The organism is Sinosporangium siamense (assembly GCF_016863435.1).
GTDB lineage: Bacteria > Actinomycetota > Actinomycetes > Streptosporangiales > Streptosporangiaceae > Sinosporangium > Sinosporangium siamense.
Genome location: NZ_BOOW01000049.1, coordinates 93,857 through 111,702, shown reverse-complemented (window position 1 = coordinate 111,702; position 17,846 = coordinate 93,857). Strand labels below are relative to the sequence as shown.

The following is a 17,846-nucleotide window of genomic DNA, read 5'->3' as shown; positions in this document are numbered from 1 at the left end:
CCACGGTCAGAGTCTCGGGTTCGATGTTGCGGTTCACCGACTACGAATCGGTGCTCACCGTGGAGGGCGGCACGCTGCGGGCCGCGCTGGACCACGTGATCGCGGCGCACCCGGCCATGGCGGAGGTGCTCTACGGCAGGGACGGCGCGCTGCGGCGCACCTTCCGCGTCTGCCTGAACGGCGAGGTGCTGGGGAAGGACCCGCTGGACACGCCGATCGGGCCGGCCGATCACGTAGACCTCCTGCTCGCGATCTCCGGTGGGTGAGCCGTGCCGCGCAACTGCGACTTCCTGTTCACGGCCGACGCGGGGCTGTTCGATCCGCTCCAGCTCCACCCCGCGGCGGCGGGCCACATCGCGTTCAACGCCGGCACCCGCTGGCTGCGCGAACACCTGGTCAGCCACCGTGCGCTGCTCTCCGAGCACCGCACGGGGCTCGCGGTGTGGTCGGCGCGGCTCCGCTACGAGCGGCCCCTGCGGTTCGCCGACGCCGACGAGCTGCGGGTGCGGGCGGTGATGAAGGTCCGGCACGGCGGGGGCCAGGTGCAGTGCGACGTGGGGATCGGCTCCGGTTCCGACAGGAGTCCGCTCATGCCGGCTCCCGCCGTACGCGCCTCGCTGGTGCTGATCCCGCTGCGGATCGGCGGCGGACCCGCGCTCGGGGGCACGCCCGCGGTGCTCGGCCAGGACCTGCTCGCGAGGTTCCGCCCCGACGAGCGGCTGCCCAGCGTGCAAACCTCGCCGGTGCCCCGGCTGCGGCGCGCACTGCCGGCCAGGCCGCAGGCCCGCACGAGGACCCGGTTTCTGATCGGCCGCCACATGTGTGAAATGGCCGACCAGTGGTTCTGGCCGACGGCGTTGTCGCTCGCGGCGACCGGGCGTGAGGGGCTCATCCGCCGCCACACCGGTGTGCCCGGCCACGTGCGGGATGGATTGAGGCGACCGGTCCGGATCGTGGACGTCCTGCTGGAACGCCCCTTCTATCTGTTCGACCGGGGCGTGGTCGTCTCGTCCGCCTGGGCCCGCGCCGAGGGGCCGGTCTTCGTGCACGAACTGCGTTCCGGCCGTTCGAGGCACGGGGTGGTGGTGGAGCAGTGGTGATCCTCCCCGCCTACCGTACGGCTGCCGCCTTGGACGCGGCCCTCGGCGACCCCTTCGACCCCGCGGCGGGGATCGGCTTCGCCCGGCTGCCGACCGACGACGAACACGAGCGGCCGCCCGCCTGGGCGTTCGAGGCGGTGGACGGGTGGCGTGCCGCACCACTTGGTCCCTGTGCGCGACGGCGGCAGGCTGTCGTGCTTCGAGAAGCTGATGAACCTGCTCCGCGCACTCGCCGCGCGAGACCCGGTGCCGGCCGTCGGGTACGGATCGACCCTGCCGGCCGCGCTCCCGGTGTGGGCGTGGGGCGAGGCCGAGCAACGCGAGGTCGTCGCCCGGCACATCCGGGAGGGGCGTTCCGGGGCGTGCGCGGTCGGCGAGTGGCTCGGCAACCGCGCCCTGCTCGGCTCTTTCTTCGAAGAAGGACGGTGGTTGATTATGTGCTGGGACCGTTTGCCGGCCATGGCGGGGCTGCGAGCCCCCGCCGCGGCGGACGACCACGACGCCGAACGGCTGCTCGGCGCCGTGGCGCAAGCCGTACACGAGGGACGGCGGCCCTCACTCACCGGCCTGGCCCATGGCTAGGCCCGAGCAGCTCACCGCGGAGTATCTGCGCGGGCTCTTCGCCCGCCATCTGCGGATCAGCCCGCACAACATCGACCTGACGGCGCCACTCGACACGTTCGGGCTGGACTCGCTGACCATCGCCTCCATGTCGGTGACGATCCAGGAGCATCTGGGCGTCGGGCTGTTGATGAACGAGTTCTCCGGCGACCTCAGCCTTGAGGAGATCGCCCGGCGCCTGACGGATCTGCTCCAAGACCTCGACCGGTGCGCCGGGGAGGAACGCGATAGAGGCACATGACATTCTCTTCGAGGCCTGCGTGGTGCGGCCGGCCACCCGGCGGCGCGGGGGTCGCGCCGTCCTCGACCATCCCAACGTGCAGAAGACGGTGGGCGAGATATGGGTCGCCGTGGAGAGCTCCCGGGCCATGCTGCACCGTGCGCTCTGCGAGATCCGCACCGTCACGCTACCGGTGGGGGCGCGCGGCGTGATCGTCGCGCGTCCCCACCGTGTAGCGCGCGGTGGGCGTGCACCGCCGGGCGGTACGGCGTGCTCACCTGTATCGGTCGAACTCCCCCGGGTCGTGGGCGCAGAACACCTCGACCAGGTCGGTGCGGGAGGCGACGCGGCGTAGGCGGTCGAGGTTCGCCAGGCGCAGCCTGTGGTCTTGGGCGACGACGCGCTCGAAGGCGCGCAACCGCATGGGCACGCGGGGCGGGAGGTCCAGCGCGCCGCGGTGGAAGTAGGAGTCGCCGGCGTGCACGAGCCAGCGCCCCTCCACCGGAACCGCGACCGCCGTGTGGCCCCGGCTGTGCCCGGGAAGGGGGATGAGCGCGAGGTCGTCCAGGCCGTCGATGGGCCGGACGGCGGGCAGCCCGAGCCACGCCTCCCCGGTGTCCTCGTAGGTCGCCCACGCGGGGCCGTGCGCCCACTGCGACGCGCGGTAGCGCCGCGCCTCGGCGGCGGTGGACGGGCGGGTGGCGGCCTGGAGCTCGGCGGCATGCACGTGCACGGTCGCCCAGGGGAAGTCGGGCAGGCCGCCCGCGTGGTCGAAGTCGAGGTGGGTGAGCACGATGTGGCGGACGTCGCGCGGGTCGTGCCCGAGCGCGCGCACCTGGTGCGACGCCGCCTCCTCGAAGGTCAGGGCCGGGCGCAGCATCTGCCGTACCAGGGGGTCGAGACGTCTCTTGGCGGCCTCACCGGCGCCGAAGCCGGTGTCGACCAGCACCAGGCCGGCGGAGGGGGTCTCGACGAGCAGGCAATGGCACACCATGGTCGGCGTGCCGACGATGCGCATGGAACCGCAATTAAGGTGATGGATCTTCACGCAGACATGCTCCCGAATCGGGTACGGCTATCGCCATCCTTGTGAAGGTGTCACACGATAAGCTCCGCGGCGTGACAAAGGCAGTTAAGATCCGTCATGGCGGGCTGGGAGATATCCCCGTGGTGTTGTCGATGTTCGACAGCGCCGTGGCGTGGCTGGTCGGCGAGGGGCTGACCGGGCAGTGGGGCGACCAGCCGTTCTCCCTGCAACCGGAGCGGATCGAGATGGTGACGGCCTTCGCCTCCGGGGACGGCATGCGCATCGCCGAGGTTGACGGCAGACCGGCGGGATGTGCCGCGCTGGGCGAGCCACTGGAGTATGTGGAGCCCGCCGGCGAACCGGAGCTGTATGTCCGGTGGCTCGTGGTCGACCGCGCGTACGCGGGACTCGGGGTGGGCCATGCGCTGCTGGACCACGCCGCAGAGGAGGCGGCGGCGGCCGGGGTGGGGTTGTTGCGGCTCGACTGTTACGCGGGGGGCGGGGGACGGCTGATGGCGTATTACGAGTCGGTGGGCTTCGCCCCGGCATCGCACTTCACGGTGCGGGACTGGCCGGGGCGGGTGATGGAGCGCCGCGTCCTCTGACCACGGTGCTGCCCCTTCACAACAGTGCTGCCCCTTCACAACACAGTGCCCCGGAAATCTGCGGGAGTTCCGGGGCTGTGCGGTCGCCGGAGTGCCCTACTTGAGGGCGCTGCCCTTCTTCCATTCCTTGAAGGACATCTGCCAGTAGCCCCAGCCGTTGTTCCACTCAAGGGCCCGGTTGGTGCCGGTGATGAGCACGACGTCGCCGCGCTGGGACTGGTTGTAGAACCAGCGCGCCTGGTCGGGCCGGGCGTTGACGCAGCCGTGGCTGACGTTCCTGCGCCCCTGGTCGGAGACGTTGTTCTTAGCGTGGACGTACTCCCCGGAGTTGGAGATCCGCACCGCGTGGTTGATCATCAGGTCGTAGTACCCGGGATCGCCCTTCTTACGGTTCGGCGAGATCATCCGCTCGGGGTTGCGCTTGTCCATGGTCAGGTGCACGCCACTTGTCGTGGTGTACTCGCGCGTGGTGGCCCGGCCGGCGCTGATGAGCATGCGCTGCACGGTCTTCCCGTCGCGCTTGACGGTCATGGTCTTGCTGCGCGTGTTGACCGTGCTGATCTGGCGGGCGCCGATCCTGATCGTGCTCTTGTGGTCCTTGACGCCGAAGCTGCCGCCGCCGGCGTGCAGCCCGGTGAGGTCGGCGCTGAAGACGACCTTCTGGTGCGCCGGCCAATACTTCGCCGTCCGGTAGATGACCTTGGTGTCGTCGACCCACCGCCAGGCGCCGCGCACCGGCTTCTGCGCCTTGACCTTCAACTCCTTCTCCACCGCGGCGCGGTTTTTGACCGGGGCGTTGAAGGTGACGATGATCGGTGCCCCCACACCGACCTTCTCCCCCTTCACCGCCGGTGTCACATCGATGATCGACAACTCCGACTTCGGCTTCAACGTGGTGAACGAACTGGTCGCCGTGGCCGGTCCGCCCTGGCCGGTCGCCGTGGCCGACACCTTGTAGCCCGTCGAAGGCCGCATCCGCTCCTTGGACTCCCAGCGCGTGCGGGCCTCGTCGAATTCCCCTTCCAGGGTCTTCCCACCGGCCTGCACCACGACCTCGTCCAACGCGCCACCGGTCGCGGAGACCACGACGGGCTTGTCCGGCCGCACCTTGTCGGTGCCCTCGGCGGGGCTGATCGTGATGGTCGGCGCGGCCGGCGTGGTGGCCTTCGACTCCGCGGCGGCGTTCTTGGTGCTCCCGTCCGCCGAACACGAAGCTGTCAACACAACAGCGGTTGCAGCGGCCAGTCCTGCCAACGGCAGCCGCAGTCGCTGGTCAAGCGTAAGCATGGTTCACTCCCCCATAACAGCAAAGTGCATTCAAAAACCTTAATAGGCGAGCTAAGTAGAGTGCACATTGTTTGGGTGAGTTCGAGCACATTACCGCTGGTGCCGGGCGTGATCGGGGGGTCACGATCCGGTCAAGACGCCATCGGAAGGCCGAGAAAGAGCGCGGAGTACGTTTTCACCCTCCGTGACGACGCCGTCTCACCTGTCTGGACCAGGGCGGTCATGTACGGCGAAGCCGCTTCGATATCGTGTGACCCCGGCCGGGAAAATCACCCGCAAATGGTTACCATTTCCCATTGCCTCCGCACGTGAGAAAGCCGCGGGCGACCTCCCCGCGGCCCCGGCGAATGGGTGCGCGTTAAGCGGCGAAGCCATCCAGAGCGGCCACGATCTCGGTGCACATCGTGGGGCTGCCGGTGTGCCCCGGATCCTCCCCCACGACGAGCCGCGCTTAGGCCAGATCCCACGCGACCTCCGGCGGCCTGCCCAGATCGAACCGCCCGTAATCAGCACCGCGGGGATCCCCGCCGGCTTGTGCGCGTCGCGCAGTAGGACCTCCTCCTCCAGCCAGACGCCGAGGGAAAAGTAATGCGTACAAATCCTCACAAAGGCCACCAGGTCATCTGGCGGACGTTCACTGCAGGCGCCGGGCGAGCCGTTGACCTCCATCGAGATCACCGTGTCCTCCCAGGTCACCCAGCCGGGTACGGCTTTCGCCCGCACAGCCGGATCCCGGTCCCCGGCCGGCCGCGCGTAGGCGGCGAGCAGATCGCCGTCACGGTCCGGCGCGGGAAGCCCGTCACGGAAGCGCCCCCACTGCTCGGGGAGGAACCTGCCGACGCCCCGTTGGAGCCATTCGAGATCGCTGCGGCGCGACATCGTGACACCGGCGATCACGAACTCCGACATCCGCCCGGGACGGGCCTGGCCGTAGGTGCCCCACGAACCGCCGTAGAGCAGCCGGCGGTCGGCGCCCGGATGCTCGCGCAGCCGTGAGCCGCCCCTCCGCTCGGACGATAAGGCGGCCCGGGAGTGGCGGCCGTCATACCGATCAGGTCATGTGGCGGCCCGGAAAGGCGGGCCGCCACTCGGTCAGGTCACAAGGCGGGCAGGGAAGCCGCCGGTGGCTCACACCGCCAGGACGCCCCGCCCGACCGACCGGCCCAGGCGTGCGGAGGTCACGCCGCCAGAATGTCACCCGCCCAAACAGGCGGGCCTCACACCGCCAGGACACCCCGCCGGGCCGGCCGGCCCCACCGGCCGGGCGGCCCTCATGTGCGCACCGGTCACGGCGGACGTGGCGACGCCCCGGCGCCCGGGGCAAGGCGGCTTCCGCCGTACCCTCCGGCGGCGTCAGGCCTCCAGGGAGAGGCGGTGGGTGAGGCCCGTGTGGCGGCGGCCGGCGCCCTTGGTGCGGACGGCCTGGCCGAGGGCGCGGCGGGAGCCGACGATGACGACGAGTTTCTTGGCGCGGGTGATCGCGGTGTAGAGGAGGTTGCGTTGCAGCATCATCCAGGCGCTGGTGGCGAGGGGGATGACGACGGCGGGATATTCGCTGCCCTGTGAGCGGTGGATGGAGACGGCGTAGGCGTGGGCGAGTTCGTCGAGTTCGTCGAAGGCGTAGTCGACAAGCTCGTCCTCGTCGGTGCGGACGGTGAGGGCGTGGTCGTCGGGGCGCAGGCCGACCACCACGCCCACGGTGCCGTTGAAAACCCCGGCGGCGCCCTTGTCGTAGTTGTTGCGGAGCTGGGTGACCTTGTCGCCGACGCGGAACACGCGGCCGCCGTACCTTCGTTCGGGCATGCCCTCCCGTGCGGGGGTGAGGGCCTCCTGGAGGATCAGGTTGAGGTTGCCCGCGCCGGCCGCGCCCCTGTGCATGGGGGCGAGCACCTGGACGTCGCGGCGCGGGTCCAGGCCGAACTTCCGGGGGATGCGCCGGGCGACGACGTCGACGGTGAGGGCGGCGATCTCGTCGGCGTCCTCACAGGGGAACAGGAAGAAGTCGGGGAAGCCGCTGGTGTGCGGGGACAGGCCGGTGTTGACGCGGTGGGCGTTGACGACGACGCCGGACTGCTGGGCCTGGCGGAAGATCTGGGTGAGCCGGACTCGCGGGATGTGCCCGGCGGCGAGCAGGTCGCGGAGGACCTCGCCCGCGCCGACGGAGGGAAGCTGGTCGACGTCGCCCACGAAGAGCAGGTGGGCGCCGGGCCCGACCGCCTTGACGAGGCGGTTGGCGAGCAGGAGGTCGAGCATCGAGGACTCGTCGACGACGACCAGGTCGGCGTCGAGGGGGTTCTCGCGGTTGTAGAGGGCGTCGCCGCCGGGGCGGAGTTGCAGCAGGCGGTGTACGGTGACCGCCTCGTGGCCGGTGAGCTCCGCCAGGCGTTTGGCCGCCCGCCCGGTGGGGGCCGCGAGGATGACCTTCGCGCCCTTGGCGCGGGCCAGGGTCACGATGGAGCGCACGGTGAAGCTCTTGCCGCAGCCGGGCCCGCCGGTGAGGACCGCGACCTTGGTGGTGAGGGCCAGGCGCACGGCCTGCGCCTGCTCGTCGGCGAGGTCGGCACCGGTGCGCTCGCGCAGCCAGGCCATGGCCTTGTCCCAGTCGACGCCGGCGAAGGACGGCAGCCGGTCGGCCCGGGTGTCGAGCAGGTCGAGCAGGGCCGAGGCGAGCGATCGTTCGGCGCGGTGGAAGGGCACGAGATAGACCGCGGGCACGGTGCCCTCGGCGACGGGGATCTCCTCGCGCACCACGCCCTCCTCCGCGGCGAGTTCCTCCAGGCAGGCGGACACGAGGGCCGGGTCGACCTCAAGGATCTTGACGGCGTCGGAGACGAGGTTGGGCACCGGGAGGTAGCAGTGGCCGTCGTCCGCCGCCTCGGAGAGTGTGTGGCGGATGCCCGCTTTGACGCGCTCGGGGCTGTCGTGGGGAATGCCGACGGCCTGGGCGATGGTGTCGGCGGTCTTGAAGCCGATGCCCCAAACGTCGGCGGCGAGCCGGTAGGGCTCGGAGCGGACGACGCCGATCGAGTTCTCGCCGTATTGCTTGAAGATGCGCACCGCGATGGAGGTCGTGACGCCGACGCCCTGCAGGAAGATCATCACCTCTTTGATGATTTTCTGCTCCTCCCACGCAGCGGCGATCATCTTTGTGCGCTTGGGCCCCAGGCCGGGCACCTCGACCAGCCGCTTGGGCTCCTCCTCGATCACGCGCAGCGTGTCGGCCCCGAAGTGCTCGGTGATGCGCTCGGCCATCTTGGGCCCGATCCCCTTGATCAGCCCGGACCCGAGGTAGCGCTGGATGCCCGTCACCGTGGCCGGCAGCACGGTGGCATAGGACCACACCTCGAACTGCCTGCCGTATCGCTGGTGGGTGATCCATCTCCCGGTCAGCCGCAGCGACTCCCCCACCTGCGCGCCGAGCAGCGGCCCGACGACCGTCACCAGTTCGTTGCCCGACCTTTCGGTCGCGACTCTGGCGATCGTGTAACCCGTCTCCTCGTTGGCGTAGGTAATGCGTTCAAGAACGGCGGAAAGACTCGTGCCGGCACCCCTGGGTTGCTCCTCTGACACCGACCCCAACCTCCCCACTGATCCACCGGCGCCGGGGCGGGGCCGCGGCGGTGGACGCTTCTTAGTCGATCACCACTCACGCCTGGTATATACGACGCGCCAGACGTTTCCGACCCCGTAGGTGCAAGTTGTTGTGAGCGGGAGTGCTCTCCGCGCCGGACGGCCGCCACCGGCGGCCCCCGAGCACACCTTCACCGTATGCCCGCGACCAGGCCCGATACGCGACCGGAACCCAGGGGATAAGAACCCGGCCCCTTGCATATGCGGGTTCCGCGCGACACTCGCATCGTACGGCGGAAGCCGGCCCCTGGGCCGGGTAAGCGGCAGGCGGGACAGGGGGTCCGCCGAGCCCGCGTGGTCCCGCGTGTGACCTGCCTGGATCGAACCCGGTGTGCCGAGAGGGGTGGGAGGGAAAGGCGTGCAACCGATGTGGTGCGGGGCGAACTCCCGGGATTATCGGCTACGGCCCAACCCGGACTCCGGATTCGGTGAAGCACTTTCCCGGTATTATTGCATGTCACCTTTGCGAAGGGTTACCCGGCGAGGCATTCCGCGCACCGGTTCGCGAGAGTTCCTCACACTGTGGCGGGAATCCTCAGGACGGCCCGGCCGCACCCCGGCGCTGCACTCGTCCGGCTGAGCGGGATTCGGGAAAGCAGCCGGAGGATGGGAAGGTGTCCGCTATATTTTCCGCGGACGCCCCGGGCGCCGTTCCCATTTCGCCATGAACTCCTGCACGCCCGCCAAGGTGAACACCGGGCCGGTCGCCAGCCTCGCCAGGGGGGCGGGGAAAATATCGTGGGTCTCGGCGATCTCACGGGCACGCTGGCGGGAGAAACCGAACATCGCCGCGATCTCCACATAACCCACGAGAAATGGCGCGGCGCCCGCGAGGGATTCCTTGTCTTTGCCAACGGTCACGCCCAGAAATGGCAGGACGTCGCCGAGAACCTCGCGTGCGGCGTCGGTGAGCACCGAGGACGCCTCGGTGACCGCCGCGTCCCAGTCGGGGGCCCGCACCCGGAAGGTGATGGTCATGCAGCGTGTCTTCTCGTCGTCGGCTATGGCGGCGAGGCCGGGCAGAGTCCTGATGAGCTGATCGCGCTCCTCCGCGGCAAGGGGCTCCTTGGTGATTGAGGCGGCCTCAACGTGCCAAGACTGCATGCTGCCGACATCCTTTCCTGGCGCACCGTGAAAGTTTTCAAGGATGCGACTCGGGCCCGTACCCTCGTCACGCAAGCGGATCATCTCACACACATCTATCTACGGCAATAATTATTGCTGATAAATGCGGGCACAGACGGCAATGACCGGCCTTTGGGCCATGTATGCGCTCGGACAAGGACGTGCGAAAGCCGTACCGGCTTTCGGTGACTTCTCCGTACAAGGACTGTAGTGGCGCGTGTGGAATCCGTAGCCTCGCCGCCGAGCGCTATGCCGCGTGACAATCCGTATCAAGGCGAACCGTCAGCGCGACCTGGTCCCCCAGGATGAAAGCTCCAGCAAATCTCGCATTAGAGAAGAAAAGCGAATGCAGGGAGCAGCAAGCATTTTTGCCCCATCCCGCACCGGCTCCGCCTGCCGCCCGGGACGGCAGGCCGATCCTGCGCCGACCGGGCGGTCACTCAGGGGGCATGAAAAATAGCTCATTGCAAAACACCAGGGCACGAATCGCTCGGGATCTTAGCAAGGAATAGCGTCCTGGGGTAGACAAGTTGTCTCGCCGGATGAGACCTCCTGCCGCCCGCCGATCGCGGGATGGGCCTCCGGCAGAGGGCGGGCGTCCAACCGCCTGGTCACCGTACGTGACGGAGGCGGTGCGGGGACGGGTATTTCCGGCGATCCACATGTTTTCCGGCAATTGCCCCGCTTCCCCGACTGCCTCGGCCGGTCATCGCAGATGCCACTCTCCCCGGCATAGTTCCCGCCTCCTTCCACGTCTTCACCTCTAGGCGGAAGGCCGGAGGACCGGGCCGAATACCAGTAGCCTTAACTCCCGCGGGCGAGGGCGATTACCGAGCGAAACCAGCACACGCGTTTGCAACGCGCGCGACATGAACGAGAGGGTCACGGATGACGGGTGTCGGGGAGGGCACGTCACGGGCGCTGCTGCGCAGGCTCGCGACGGAGCAGGCGGGGGCGCGCATCCCGTCGGTGGTGGCGGCGGTCGTGCGTGGCGGCGAGGCGGTCTGGTTCGGCGGGCGGGGTTACGTCGACGGGGTGGAGCCCACGCCGGACACTCAATACCGCATCGGCTCGATCACCAAGAGCCTGGTGGCGGTGGTGGTCATGCGGCTGCGCGACGAGGGCCTCCTCAACCTGCTGGACCCCATCGCCAAGCACCTGCCGGGCCTGCCCGCCGCCGGCGAGGTGACGATCGCGCAGCTGTTGTCGCACAGCGGCGGCCTCACGGCCGAGCCGCCGACCGAGTGGTGGGAGCGGACGCCGGGGGTGCCCGCCGACGAGCTGATGAGCGGCATGGGCGGCGACACGATGCGGCACCGGCCCGGGCGCAGGTTCCACTACTCCAATCTGGGGTTCGGCCTGCTCGGCGAGCTCGTCGCCCGGCACCGGGACATGCCGTGGGAGCAGGCGGTGCGGGCCGAGGTGCTGGAGCCGCTCGGCATGTTCTCCACGACCCCGCGGCCGAGGGCGCCGCACGCGCACGGCTACGCGGTGCACCCGTGGGCCGACGTGCTGCTGCCGGAGCCGGAGCACGACGCGGGAGCGATGGCGCCGGCGGGACAGATGTGGTCGACGGCGTCCGACCTGGCGAGGTTCGCGGCGTTCGTCGCCGGGGACGTCGGCGGGGTGCTTGAGCCGTGCACGCTGGCGGAGATGCGTGAGCCCGCGGTGGTGGAGGACGGCGACGCCTGGACCTCCGGATATGGGCTGGGGTTGCAGCTCACCCGGGAGCGCGGCAGGCGGCTCGCGGGGCACACGGGGTCGATGCCCGGCTTCCTCGCGACGGTGTGGGCCGACCCGGCCGACTCCACAGGGGTGCTGTTCCTGGCCAACACGACGACGGGGGTGAGCCGGGCGCTGGTGATGGATCTGCTGTCCATCCTCGACGAGCACGAGCCGCGGCTGCCGGAGCCGTGGGTGCCGGCCCCCACCGACACCGATCTGCTTGAGCTCACCGGCCCCTGGTACTGGGGCCCCGCGGCATATGTGCTGCGGGTGCTGCCCGGGAGCGGCCTGTCGCTGACGCCGGTGGCCGGCGCGGGGCGGGCGTCGCGGTTCATGCCGGACGGGCGGGGGGCGTGGATCGGGCTGGACGGCTACTACGCCGGGGAGACCCTCCGTGTGGTGCGCGGGGCGCACGGGGTCACGCATCTCGATATCAACACGTTCGTCTTCACGCGGCAGCCATACGACGCGGGGGCGCCGATCCCCGGCGGGGTCGACCCGTCCGGGTGGCGCTGACGGCGCTCGCCGTCCGCTGTGCAGGGTGTGCTCCGCCGTACGGCGGGGTGCACCCTTTCCCCTTTATAAGGTGATTTGCGACCCCGCTCGACGGCGAGCGCACCAGGAAAATTACCGGAAAATTCCGCAAACGCGAAGTACGGCGAAGCGTGGGAGCGCTTTCATCTCCGGGCGTTCTCCGGTCGCGCGGTGTGCCCGTTTAGCCACACGCACCTTTTCTGACCTGGTGGTTTATCGTCGCCCCCGGCACCAGACCAAGCCTTATCCACCCCCCGCAGGGAGGAACAGCCGTGCGCAGATACGAAACCGAGTTCATCGGCACGTAATTCCTCATTCCTCGTGTTCACCATCGGCTGCACCGCTCTCGGGCAGTCGCAGCTCGCCCTTCCCGGCCATCGGCGTGGTGCTGATGGTCATGGCGTATGCCGGAGGCCACGTGTCCGGCGCGCATTACAACCCCGCGGCAACCCTGGCCGAGCTCCTGCGCCGGCGCATCGGTGTGGGCGGCGCCGTCGTCTACTGGGTGGCCCAGGTGGCCGACTTCGTCGGCGGCGCCGCGGCGTTCCTCGCCCTCAACCCCGGCGACCGCGCCCCGCAGGAGAAGCCGGCGGCACGCGAGCACAGCAGGCCGGAGTCCACCCCCGCGTGACGACCGTCCAGGTCACTCTTGAAGTGGCGGACGCCGATCGAGGTACCGGGTAAAGAATGGCGCCGGGAATAGGGTTATATGGGAGGTAGGCCGAGCTTTGCCCTACCTCCCTGCTTTGATTGGCGACCTATACTGGCCCTCCGTTCATCACGTGAACAGTCCACGCCCACCCCCGTCCCCTCAACGGCGGATCCACATGTCGCGTTTGACCTCCGTTTGCACACGAAGTCCTGACATCCGCATTTGTTTGGTGATTGAAGTGGCATCGGTGCTGCGGAAACAGCGCCGTGCGCGGCACCGGCGCCCGGTGCCCCATAAGCGGATGACACCTCATCGGCGCCTGCCACTCCGGCAATGCTCGTCGTCTCAGCAGCGCCACTCGCTTCGTTAGTGCCCACCCGCCTCATACCGCCTCTTCACGACATCGGCGATTGCCTCACCAATCACACATATCCGGCAAAACCCCTGCACCCCAGGATGCCAAATGTCAGAAATGCCCCCCGTTGTCGATGGAACGTCCCCCTCTCCGGATTCGCCACCGTCCACCGCGGCCGACCCGATCACACTCGCCCTGGGCCACCTGACCGCGGAGCTCAAACGTGAGCACGACCGGGCCGCACACCGTGAGGCGATCATCGACCGGCTGCACGCCGACAACCGGGAGCTGCGCCACGGGCTTCTCCAGGAGGCCCTCACCCCGGTCCGCGCCGGCCTCTACCGGCTCTACGACATGGCCTCGCGCGAGGCCGCGCGCCTTGCGGGCGAGGGCGGCGAGCTCGCCCACATGCGCGTGCTGCTGTCCGCGATCGCCGACGAGGTGGCGGAGGTGCTGGCCAGGACCGGCGCCGAGCGGCTGGAGACGGCTCCAGGCGAGCCCTTCGACCCGGCGCGGCACCGCGCCGTGGCGCGGGACGCGGGCCCGGGCGGGCATGTCACCGCCGTGCACGCCGAGGGCTTCCGCCTCGGCGACCGCGTGCTCCGCAAGACGGAGGTCACCATCGGCACGGCCCCGATGACACCCGAGATCCCACCCGGCGCTGAGCAGGGGGCGCCGGGCGAGACGACAAACGGCGGAGACCGGAAGCCGCCAAGAGAGGCCACCCATGGCGCAGGCCGGGAGCCGGCACACGAGCCCGCCCGCGGAGGAGACCGGGCGGCGGCAGGCGAAAGCGCACACGGCGGGGAGCGGGGAACGGCGGGCGAGGCCCCGGCGCCGCACGAGACGGAGGGATGAAGATGGCTGTTCACGGGATCGACCTCGGCACCACATACTCGTGCATCGCGAGCATCGACCAGGTGGGCCGCGCCGAGGTGCACCGCAACCAGGAGGGGTCCGACACCACCCCGTCGGTGGTCTTCTTCGAGACCTGGGACAACGTCATCGTCGGCCAGACCGCCAAGGACAGCGCGGCGGTCTACCCCGACGACGTCGTCAGCCTCGTCAAACGCGACATGGGCCACGGCACGACGCGCACCCTCCACGGCCGTGACTACACCCCGGAGGAGATCTCCGCCTTCATCCTGCGCAAACTCGTCGAGGACGTGAAGGTCACCGAGGGGGCCGAGGTGTGCGACGTGGTCGTCACGGTCCCGGCCTACTTCGGGGCAGCCGAGCGCGACGCCACCCGCAAGGCCGGGCGGATCGCCGGGCTCAACGTCATCGACATCGTCTCCGAGCCGATCGCCGCGGCCATCACCTACGGCGTGCTCAACCCCTCGCAGGACTGCCGCATCCTCGTCTACGACCTCGGCGGCGGCACCTTCGACACCACCGTCATCACGCTGCGCGGCGGGGACATCGAGGTGGTCTGCACCGACGGCGACCACGAGCTCGGCGGCACCGACTGGGACTCCGAGCTGGTCGAGTTCCTGGCCGAGCGGTTCAGGCAGGAGCACCCCGAGGTGAGCGACCCGCTGGACAACAAGCAGACCGAACAGGACCTCCGCAGGCTCGCCGAGGACCTGAAGAAGACGCTGTCGTCCAGGATGAAGCACGCGGTCCGGGTGATGCACGAGGGCCGGGTCACCTCGGTCGAGATGAGCCGCGCCGAGTTCGAGTCGGTCACCCGCCACCTGCTCGACCGCACGATCGCCATCACGCGGCGCACCTTGGAGACCGCCCGCTCCCGGGGTGTCACCGAGTTCGACCATCTGGTGCTGGTGGGCGGTTCGTCGAAGATGCCGGCGGTGGCGGCGGCGCTGGAGCAGGAGTTCGCGATCGTGCCGCAGTTGCGCGACCCCGATCTGGCGGTGGCCAAGGGGGCGGCGCTATATGCGTTCGAGGAGACCTACCGGCGGCTGCTGAGCTCGGGCAAACGGGAGCAGGCCGAGGAGATGGCGCTCGGCGCGGGGTTGTCGGCGACACAGCAGATGGAGATCGAGAAGCGCACGATCAAGACGGTCGCCTCCCGCGCCTTCGGCATCGTCACCACCGACAAGCGCACCCGCAGGGAATATGTGACCCACCTGGTGCACGCCAACGACCCGCTGCCGGCCGACGTGACGCAGACGTTCTACACCTTGGACGACGATCAGCGCCGCGTCGCCGTAGAGGTCATGGAGCAGGCGGGCAGCGCCGAGTCCGACCGGCTCGACGACAACAACGAGATCGGCAAGGGCGATCTGAGCATCCCGCCCAACAAGCGTGCGGGGTTCCCACTGGAGGTGACCTTCACGCTCGACCCGTCGGGGCTTCTCCACGTCACCGCGCGGGAGAACGAGACGGGTGAGCGGCTCGACCTCGACATCCAGATCGGCGGCATGTCGGAGGAAGAGGTGCTCATGTCGCGGACCTCGCTGTCTGCCGTCCAGGTGAGCTGACAGGTGGCGTTCGACGAGGCGCGCTACATCCGGGAGGTGCTCGACGCGGCCCGGGCGGCGGGCGGGGCGCCGCCCGCCGACGTGCTGCGGCGCTATCAGCTCACGCCGCAGGCGGGCGCCGCCGAGGTGACCGAGACGGTGCGGCAGGTCCGGCAGTGCTGGCGGCGCTCCCGGCAGATGCTCAAATACCGCAAGGTCATCGACCGGCTGGAGGTCGAGCACACGAGCCGCTACGCCGCGGTCTTCCAGGCCGCCGCCGGCGGTGATCTGGGCCCGCTGCGCGCGGAGGTCGCCGAGGAGGGCAGGCGCGACAAGAAGCTGCTCGCGGAGGCGCGCAGGCGGCTTTCCGACGCGGCGGGCAAGCTGCGCATGCTGCCGCCCGACCTCGCCGAGAGCATCGTCACGTCGTCGGGGGTCGAGGCGCAGCGGGCGCCGGCGCTGTTCGCCGAGCTCGGCGTCGAGGTGCGTGAGCCCGACCGGCTTCCGCAGGCCGCGCCGTACCCCGCGTGGAGCAAGGTCCGTGCGGCTCTCGACACCTTGCAGGTGCCTCATCTCGGTGTGTTCCTGTTCGAGGGGGAACGCACGGGGCTGCGGGTGCTCGGGCGGGTCGAGGGGGTGTCGCGGCGGCTCGGCGAGATCGAGGCGGCGGCGCAGCGCAGGACGCGGGGGGTGTGGTCGCAGCACTCCGACACGGTGTGCGCGGCGCTGCGCGCGGTGGAGGACCCGATGGAGCTGGTGCGCTACGACGTGGTGTCCCGGCTCCGCGAGCGCATCCGCGAGCACCCTTACGACGACACGCTGCTGCGGCACGCGACCGTCGATCTGCGGCTCGACGATGGGGACGCCAGAAGGCTCGTCTTCGCGGTCCGCCATGAGAGCGGTGTGGTGGGCGGGCCGGCGGCGCGGCTGCGCGAGCTGATCGAGGCGGGTGAGGTGCAGGCCGCCGCGGCCTTCGCCGAGGCGCTTCCCGCCGATGCGCTGGCCGGTGAGGCGGGTGAGCTCGCGACCGAGGTCCGGGCCCGGGTCGGCAAGGCCGTGGCGCTGCGCGACCGGGCCCGCGACGAGCCCGACCCCGACGCGGCGTGGATCATGCTGGAGGACGCCCTGCGTCAGGTGCCCGACTTGCCGGGCGCGCAGGCGCTGCTCGAAGGGCTGCCGCCGCGTCCGCCGGTGGAGGTGCGGGCACGGGTCCGGGGTGACGCGGTGGTCGTCACGTGGGAGCCGTCGCCGTCGAGGAGCGGCGAGATCGACTACGACGTGCACCGCGACGGGGTGCGGCTGGCCGAGGCGGCGAGTCCGGGCGTCCGCGACGAGGGGCCGCCGGTCAACGCCCGCACGGTTTATGCCGTGACCGCGCGGCGCGGGAGGGCCTGTTCCCCGGCCGTTCCGGCGCCGCCTGTCGTGCTGCGCCCTGAGGTGCGCGGGCTTCAGGTGGCGGCGGGCGACGGCGTGGTGACGGGCCGGTGGACCGCCCCGGCGCAGGCCGCCCGCGTCGTGGTGACCCGCGACGGCATCGCGGTGCCGACGGAGGGCTCGGGGTTCCGCGACCGCGGCGTGCGCAACGGCGCAGGGCACGAATACCTCGTCAAGGTCGTCTACCCCGCCGGGAGCGGGGAGGTCGCCACGGCCGGGCTCCGCCGTACGGCGTCGCCTCAGGCGCGACCCGAGGCGGTGGCGGAGTTCAGCGTGGAGTCCCGCGCCCAGGGCGAGTTGCTCGTGCGGTGCGCGGAGCCGCGGGCGGGCGCGGTCGAGTTCCTGTCCCTCGCCGGGCCGCCGCCCTGGCCGCAGGGCACGACGCTGCACGTCGACGAGGTGCGGGCGGCGGGCCGCGCGGTGCAGGCCGCTTGCGCGACGGGCGGCTTCCTGATCCGGCCGGGCCGCTCCTCCGGCGTGCTGCTCGCGGTCACCGTCGCGGGCGACCTCGCGACCGTCGGCGCGCACCGCGAGCACGTCAACCTCCCCGCCCCCGAGCGTCTGACGGCCATGCGCCGAGGGCCGGCGGTTTACGTGGGCATGGAGTGGCCGCCCGACGTCAACGAGGTCGAGGTGCGGTGCGGCGATCAGCGGTTCACGGTGAGCGCGGCGGCCTACCGCTCGCAGGGCGGCATCCGGCTTGAGGTGCCCGAGGGCGAGGAGGCGTCGGTCGAGGTGGCCGCGACGGTGCCCTTGCAGGGTGAGCGGGTGCGGGGTCCTTCGGCGTCGGTGCGGCTGCCCGCGGTCGTGGCGGTGCGTTACACGGTGCGCACCACCGGTCCGCTGTGGCGGCGCGAGCTCGTCGTGGAGCTCTCGTCGGACCGGCCGGTGTGCCTCGACCGGCTTGTGCTGGTGCTCAAGGCGGGCGGGGTGCAGCCCCGCTCGGCCGACGACGGCCTCGTGCTGGGCGAGTGGTCGGCGGTCGCCGCCCCGGCCCGGCTGGCGCTGCGGCCGGCACGGCACGCCAGGCCCTACTGGCTGCGGTGTTTCGCCGAAGGCGACGCCGTCCTCGTCGATCCTCCCGTCCGGTTTCTGAAGGTGGACTGAT

At 70.3% G+C, this 17,846-nt stretch carries 15 protein-coding genes; 11 read left to right on the top strand and 4 right to left on the bottom strand.

What is annotated here, in order from left to right:
- From Ssi02_RS34260 to Ssi02_RS40025, 5 genes are all read left to right on the top strand, one after another.
- Positions 1-266: MoaD/ThiS family protein (locus Ssi02_RS34260; protein ID WP_204031801.1), on the top strand; the 266-nt coding region annotated here is incomplete at its 5' end.
- A gap of 3 nt (positions 267-269) precedes the next feature.
- Complete coding sequence (locus tag Ssi02_RS34255) at positions 270-1,100, top strand: hypothetical protein (protein WP_204031799.1); 831 nt, start codon at positions 270-272, stop codon at positions 1,098-1,100.
- 150 nt (positions 1,101-1,250) lie between these two features.
- Positions 1,251-1,682: a hypothetical protein gene (locus tag Ssi02_RS34250; protein ID WP_204031797.1), complete on the top strand. Its 432-nt coding sequence runs from the start codon at positions 1,251-1,253 to the stop codon at positions 1,680-1,682.
- Positions 1,675-1,962, top strand: a complete 288-nt coding sequence (locus Ssi02_RS34245) for an acyl carrier protein (RefSeq protein WP_204031795.1) — start codon at positions 1,675-1,677, stop codon at positions 1,960-1,962. Before Ssi02_RS34250 ends, Ssi02_RS34245 begins: the two co-directional genes overlap by 8 nt.
- Before the next feature lie 19 nt (positions 1,963-1,981).
- Complete coding sequence (locus tag Ssi02_RS40025; RefSeq protein ID WP_373870237.1) at positions 1,982-2,296, top strand: hypothetical protein; 315 nt, start codon at positions 1,982-1,984, stop codon at positions 2,294-2,296.
- Here Ssi02_RS40025 and Ssi02_RS34240 read toward each other — a convergent pair.
- Positions 2,216-2,989, bottom strand: coding sequence for an MBL fold metallo-hydrolase (locus Ssi02_RS34240; RefSeq protein ID WP_204031792.1), 774 nt, complete (start codon positions 2,987-2,989; stop codon positions 2,216-2,218). The genes Ssi02_RS40025 and Ssi02_RS34240 overlap by 81 nt on opposite strands.
- A gap of 71 nt (positions 2,990-3,060) precedes the next feature.
- Between Ssi02_RS34240 and Ssi02_RS34235 the strand changes: the two genes are divergently transcribed.
- Positions 3,061-3,573, top strand: a complete 513-nt coding sequence (locus tag Ssi02_RS34235) for a GNAT family N-acetyltransferase (protein ID WP_239130250.1) — start codon at positions 3,061-3,063, stop codon at positions 3,571-3,573.
- Positions 3,574-3,669: 96 nt separating this feature from the next.
- On the opposite strand, the gene Ssi02_RS34230 is transcribed toward Ssi02_RS34235, so the two are convergent.
- From Ssi02_RS34230 to Ssi02_RS34220, 3 genes are all read right to left on the bottom strand, one after another.
- A complete protein-coding gene (locus Ssi02_RS34230) occupies positions 3,670-4,860 on the bottom strand; it encodes a L,D-transpeptidase (RefSeq protein WP_239130248.1) in 1,191 nt (396 codons plus the stop codon).
- Between the two features lie 1,353 nt (positions 4,861-6,213).
- Entirely contained in the window at positions 6,214-8,430 is a 2,217-nt protein-coding gene (gene recD2, locus Ssi02_RS34225; RefSeq protein ID WP_204031790.1) for an SF1B family DNA helicase RecD2, read from the bottom strand.
- A gap of 681 nt (positions 8,431-9,111) precedes the next feature.
- A complete protein-coding gene (locus Ssi02_RS34220; RefSeq protein ID WP_204031788.1) occupies positions 9,112-9,594 on the bottom strand; it encodes a hypothetical protein in 483 nt (160 codons plus the stop codon).
- A gap of 909 nt (positions 9,595-10,503) precedes the next feature.
- On the opposite strand from Ssi02_RS34220, the gene Ssi02_RS34215 reads away from it, so the two are divergent.
- The 5 genes from Ssi02_RS34215 (at position 10,504) to Ssi02_RS34195 (ending at position 17,845) form a co-directional block, all read left to right on the top strand.
- A complete protein-coding gene (locus Ssi02_RS34215; RefSeq protein ID WP_204031785.1) occupies positions 10,504-11,856 on the top strand; it encodes a serine hydrolase domain-containing protein in 1,353 nt (450 codons plus the stop codon).
- 25 nt (positions 11,857-11,881) lie between these two features.
- On the top strand, positions 11,882-12,505 hold the full coding sequence (locus tag Ssi02_RS39685) for an aquaporin (RefSeq protein WP_307825855.1): 624 nt from the start codon (positions 11,882-11,884) through the stop codon (positions 12,503-12,505).
- 484 nt (positions 12,506-12,989) lie between these two features.
- Positions 12,990-13,739 carry a nucleotide exchange factor GrpE gene (locus Ssi02_RS34205; protein WP_204031780.1) on the top strand — a complete coding sequence of 250 codons (750 nt, stop codon included), beginning with the start codon at positions 12,990-12,992 and terminating at the stop codon, positions 13,737-13,739.
- A 2-nt stretch (positions 13,740-13,741) separates the two neighbouring features.
- Entirely contained in the window at positions 13,742-15,325 is a 1,584-nt protein-coding gene (locus Ssi02_RS34200) for an Hsp70 family protein (protein ID WP_204031778.1), read from the top strand.
- A gap of 3 nt (positions 15,326-15,328) precedes the next feature.
- On the top strand, positions 15,329-17,845 hold the full coding sequence (locus Ssi02_RS34195) for a hypothetical protein (protein ID WP_204031775.1): 2,517 nt from the start codon (positions 15,329-15,331) through the stop codon (positions 17,843-17,845).
- Position 17,846 lies beyond the last annotated feature (1 nt).

Coding starts and splice junctions, on each gene's coding strand:
- Ssi02_RS34220 (WP_204031788.1), bottom strand. CDS start 9,594: ATGCAGTCTTGGCACGTTGAGGCCGCCTCAATCACCAAGGAGCCCCTT.
- Ssi02_RS34245 (WP_204031795.1), top strand. CDS start 1,675: ATGGCTAGGCCCGAGCAGCTCACCGCGGAGTATCTGCGCGGGCTCTTC.
- Ssi02_RS34205 (WP_204031780.1), top strand. CDS start 12,990: ATGTCAGAAATGCCCCCCGTTGTCGATGGAACGTCCCCCTCTCCGGAT.
- Ssi02_RS34200 (WP_204031778.1), top strand. CDS start 13,742: ATGGCTGTTCACGGGATCGACCTCGGCACCACATACTCGTGCATCGCG.
- Ssi02_RS34215 (WP_204031785.1), top strand. CDS start 10,504: ATGACGGGTGTCGGGGAGGGCACGTCACGGGCGCTGCTGCGCAGGCTC.
- Ssi02_RS34230 (WP_239130248.1), bottom strand. CDS start 4,860: ATGCTTACGCTTGACCAGCGACTGCGGCTGCCGTTGGCAGGACTGGCC.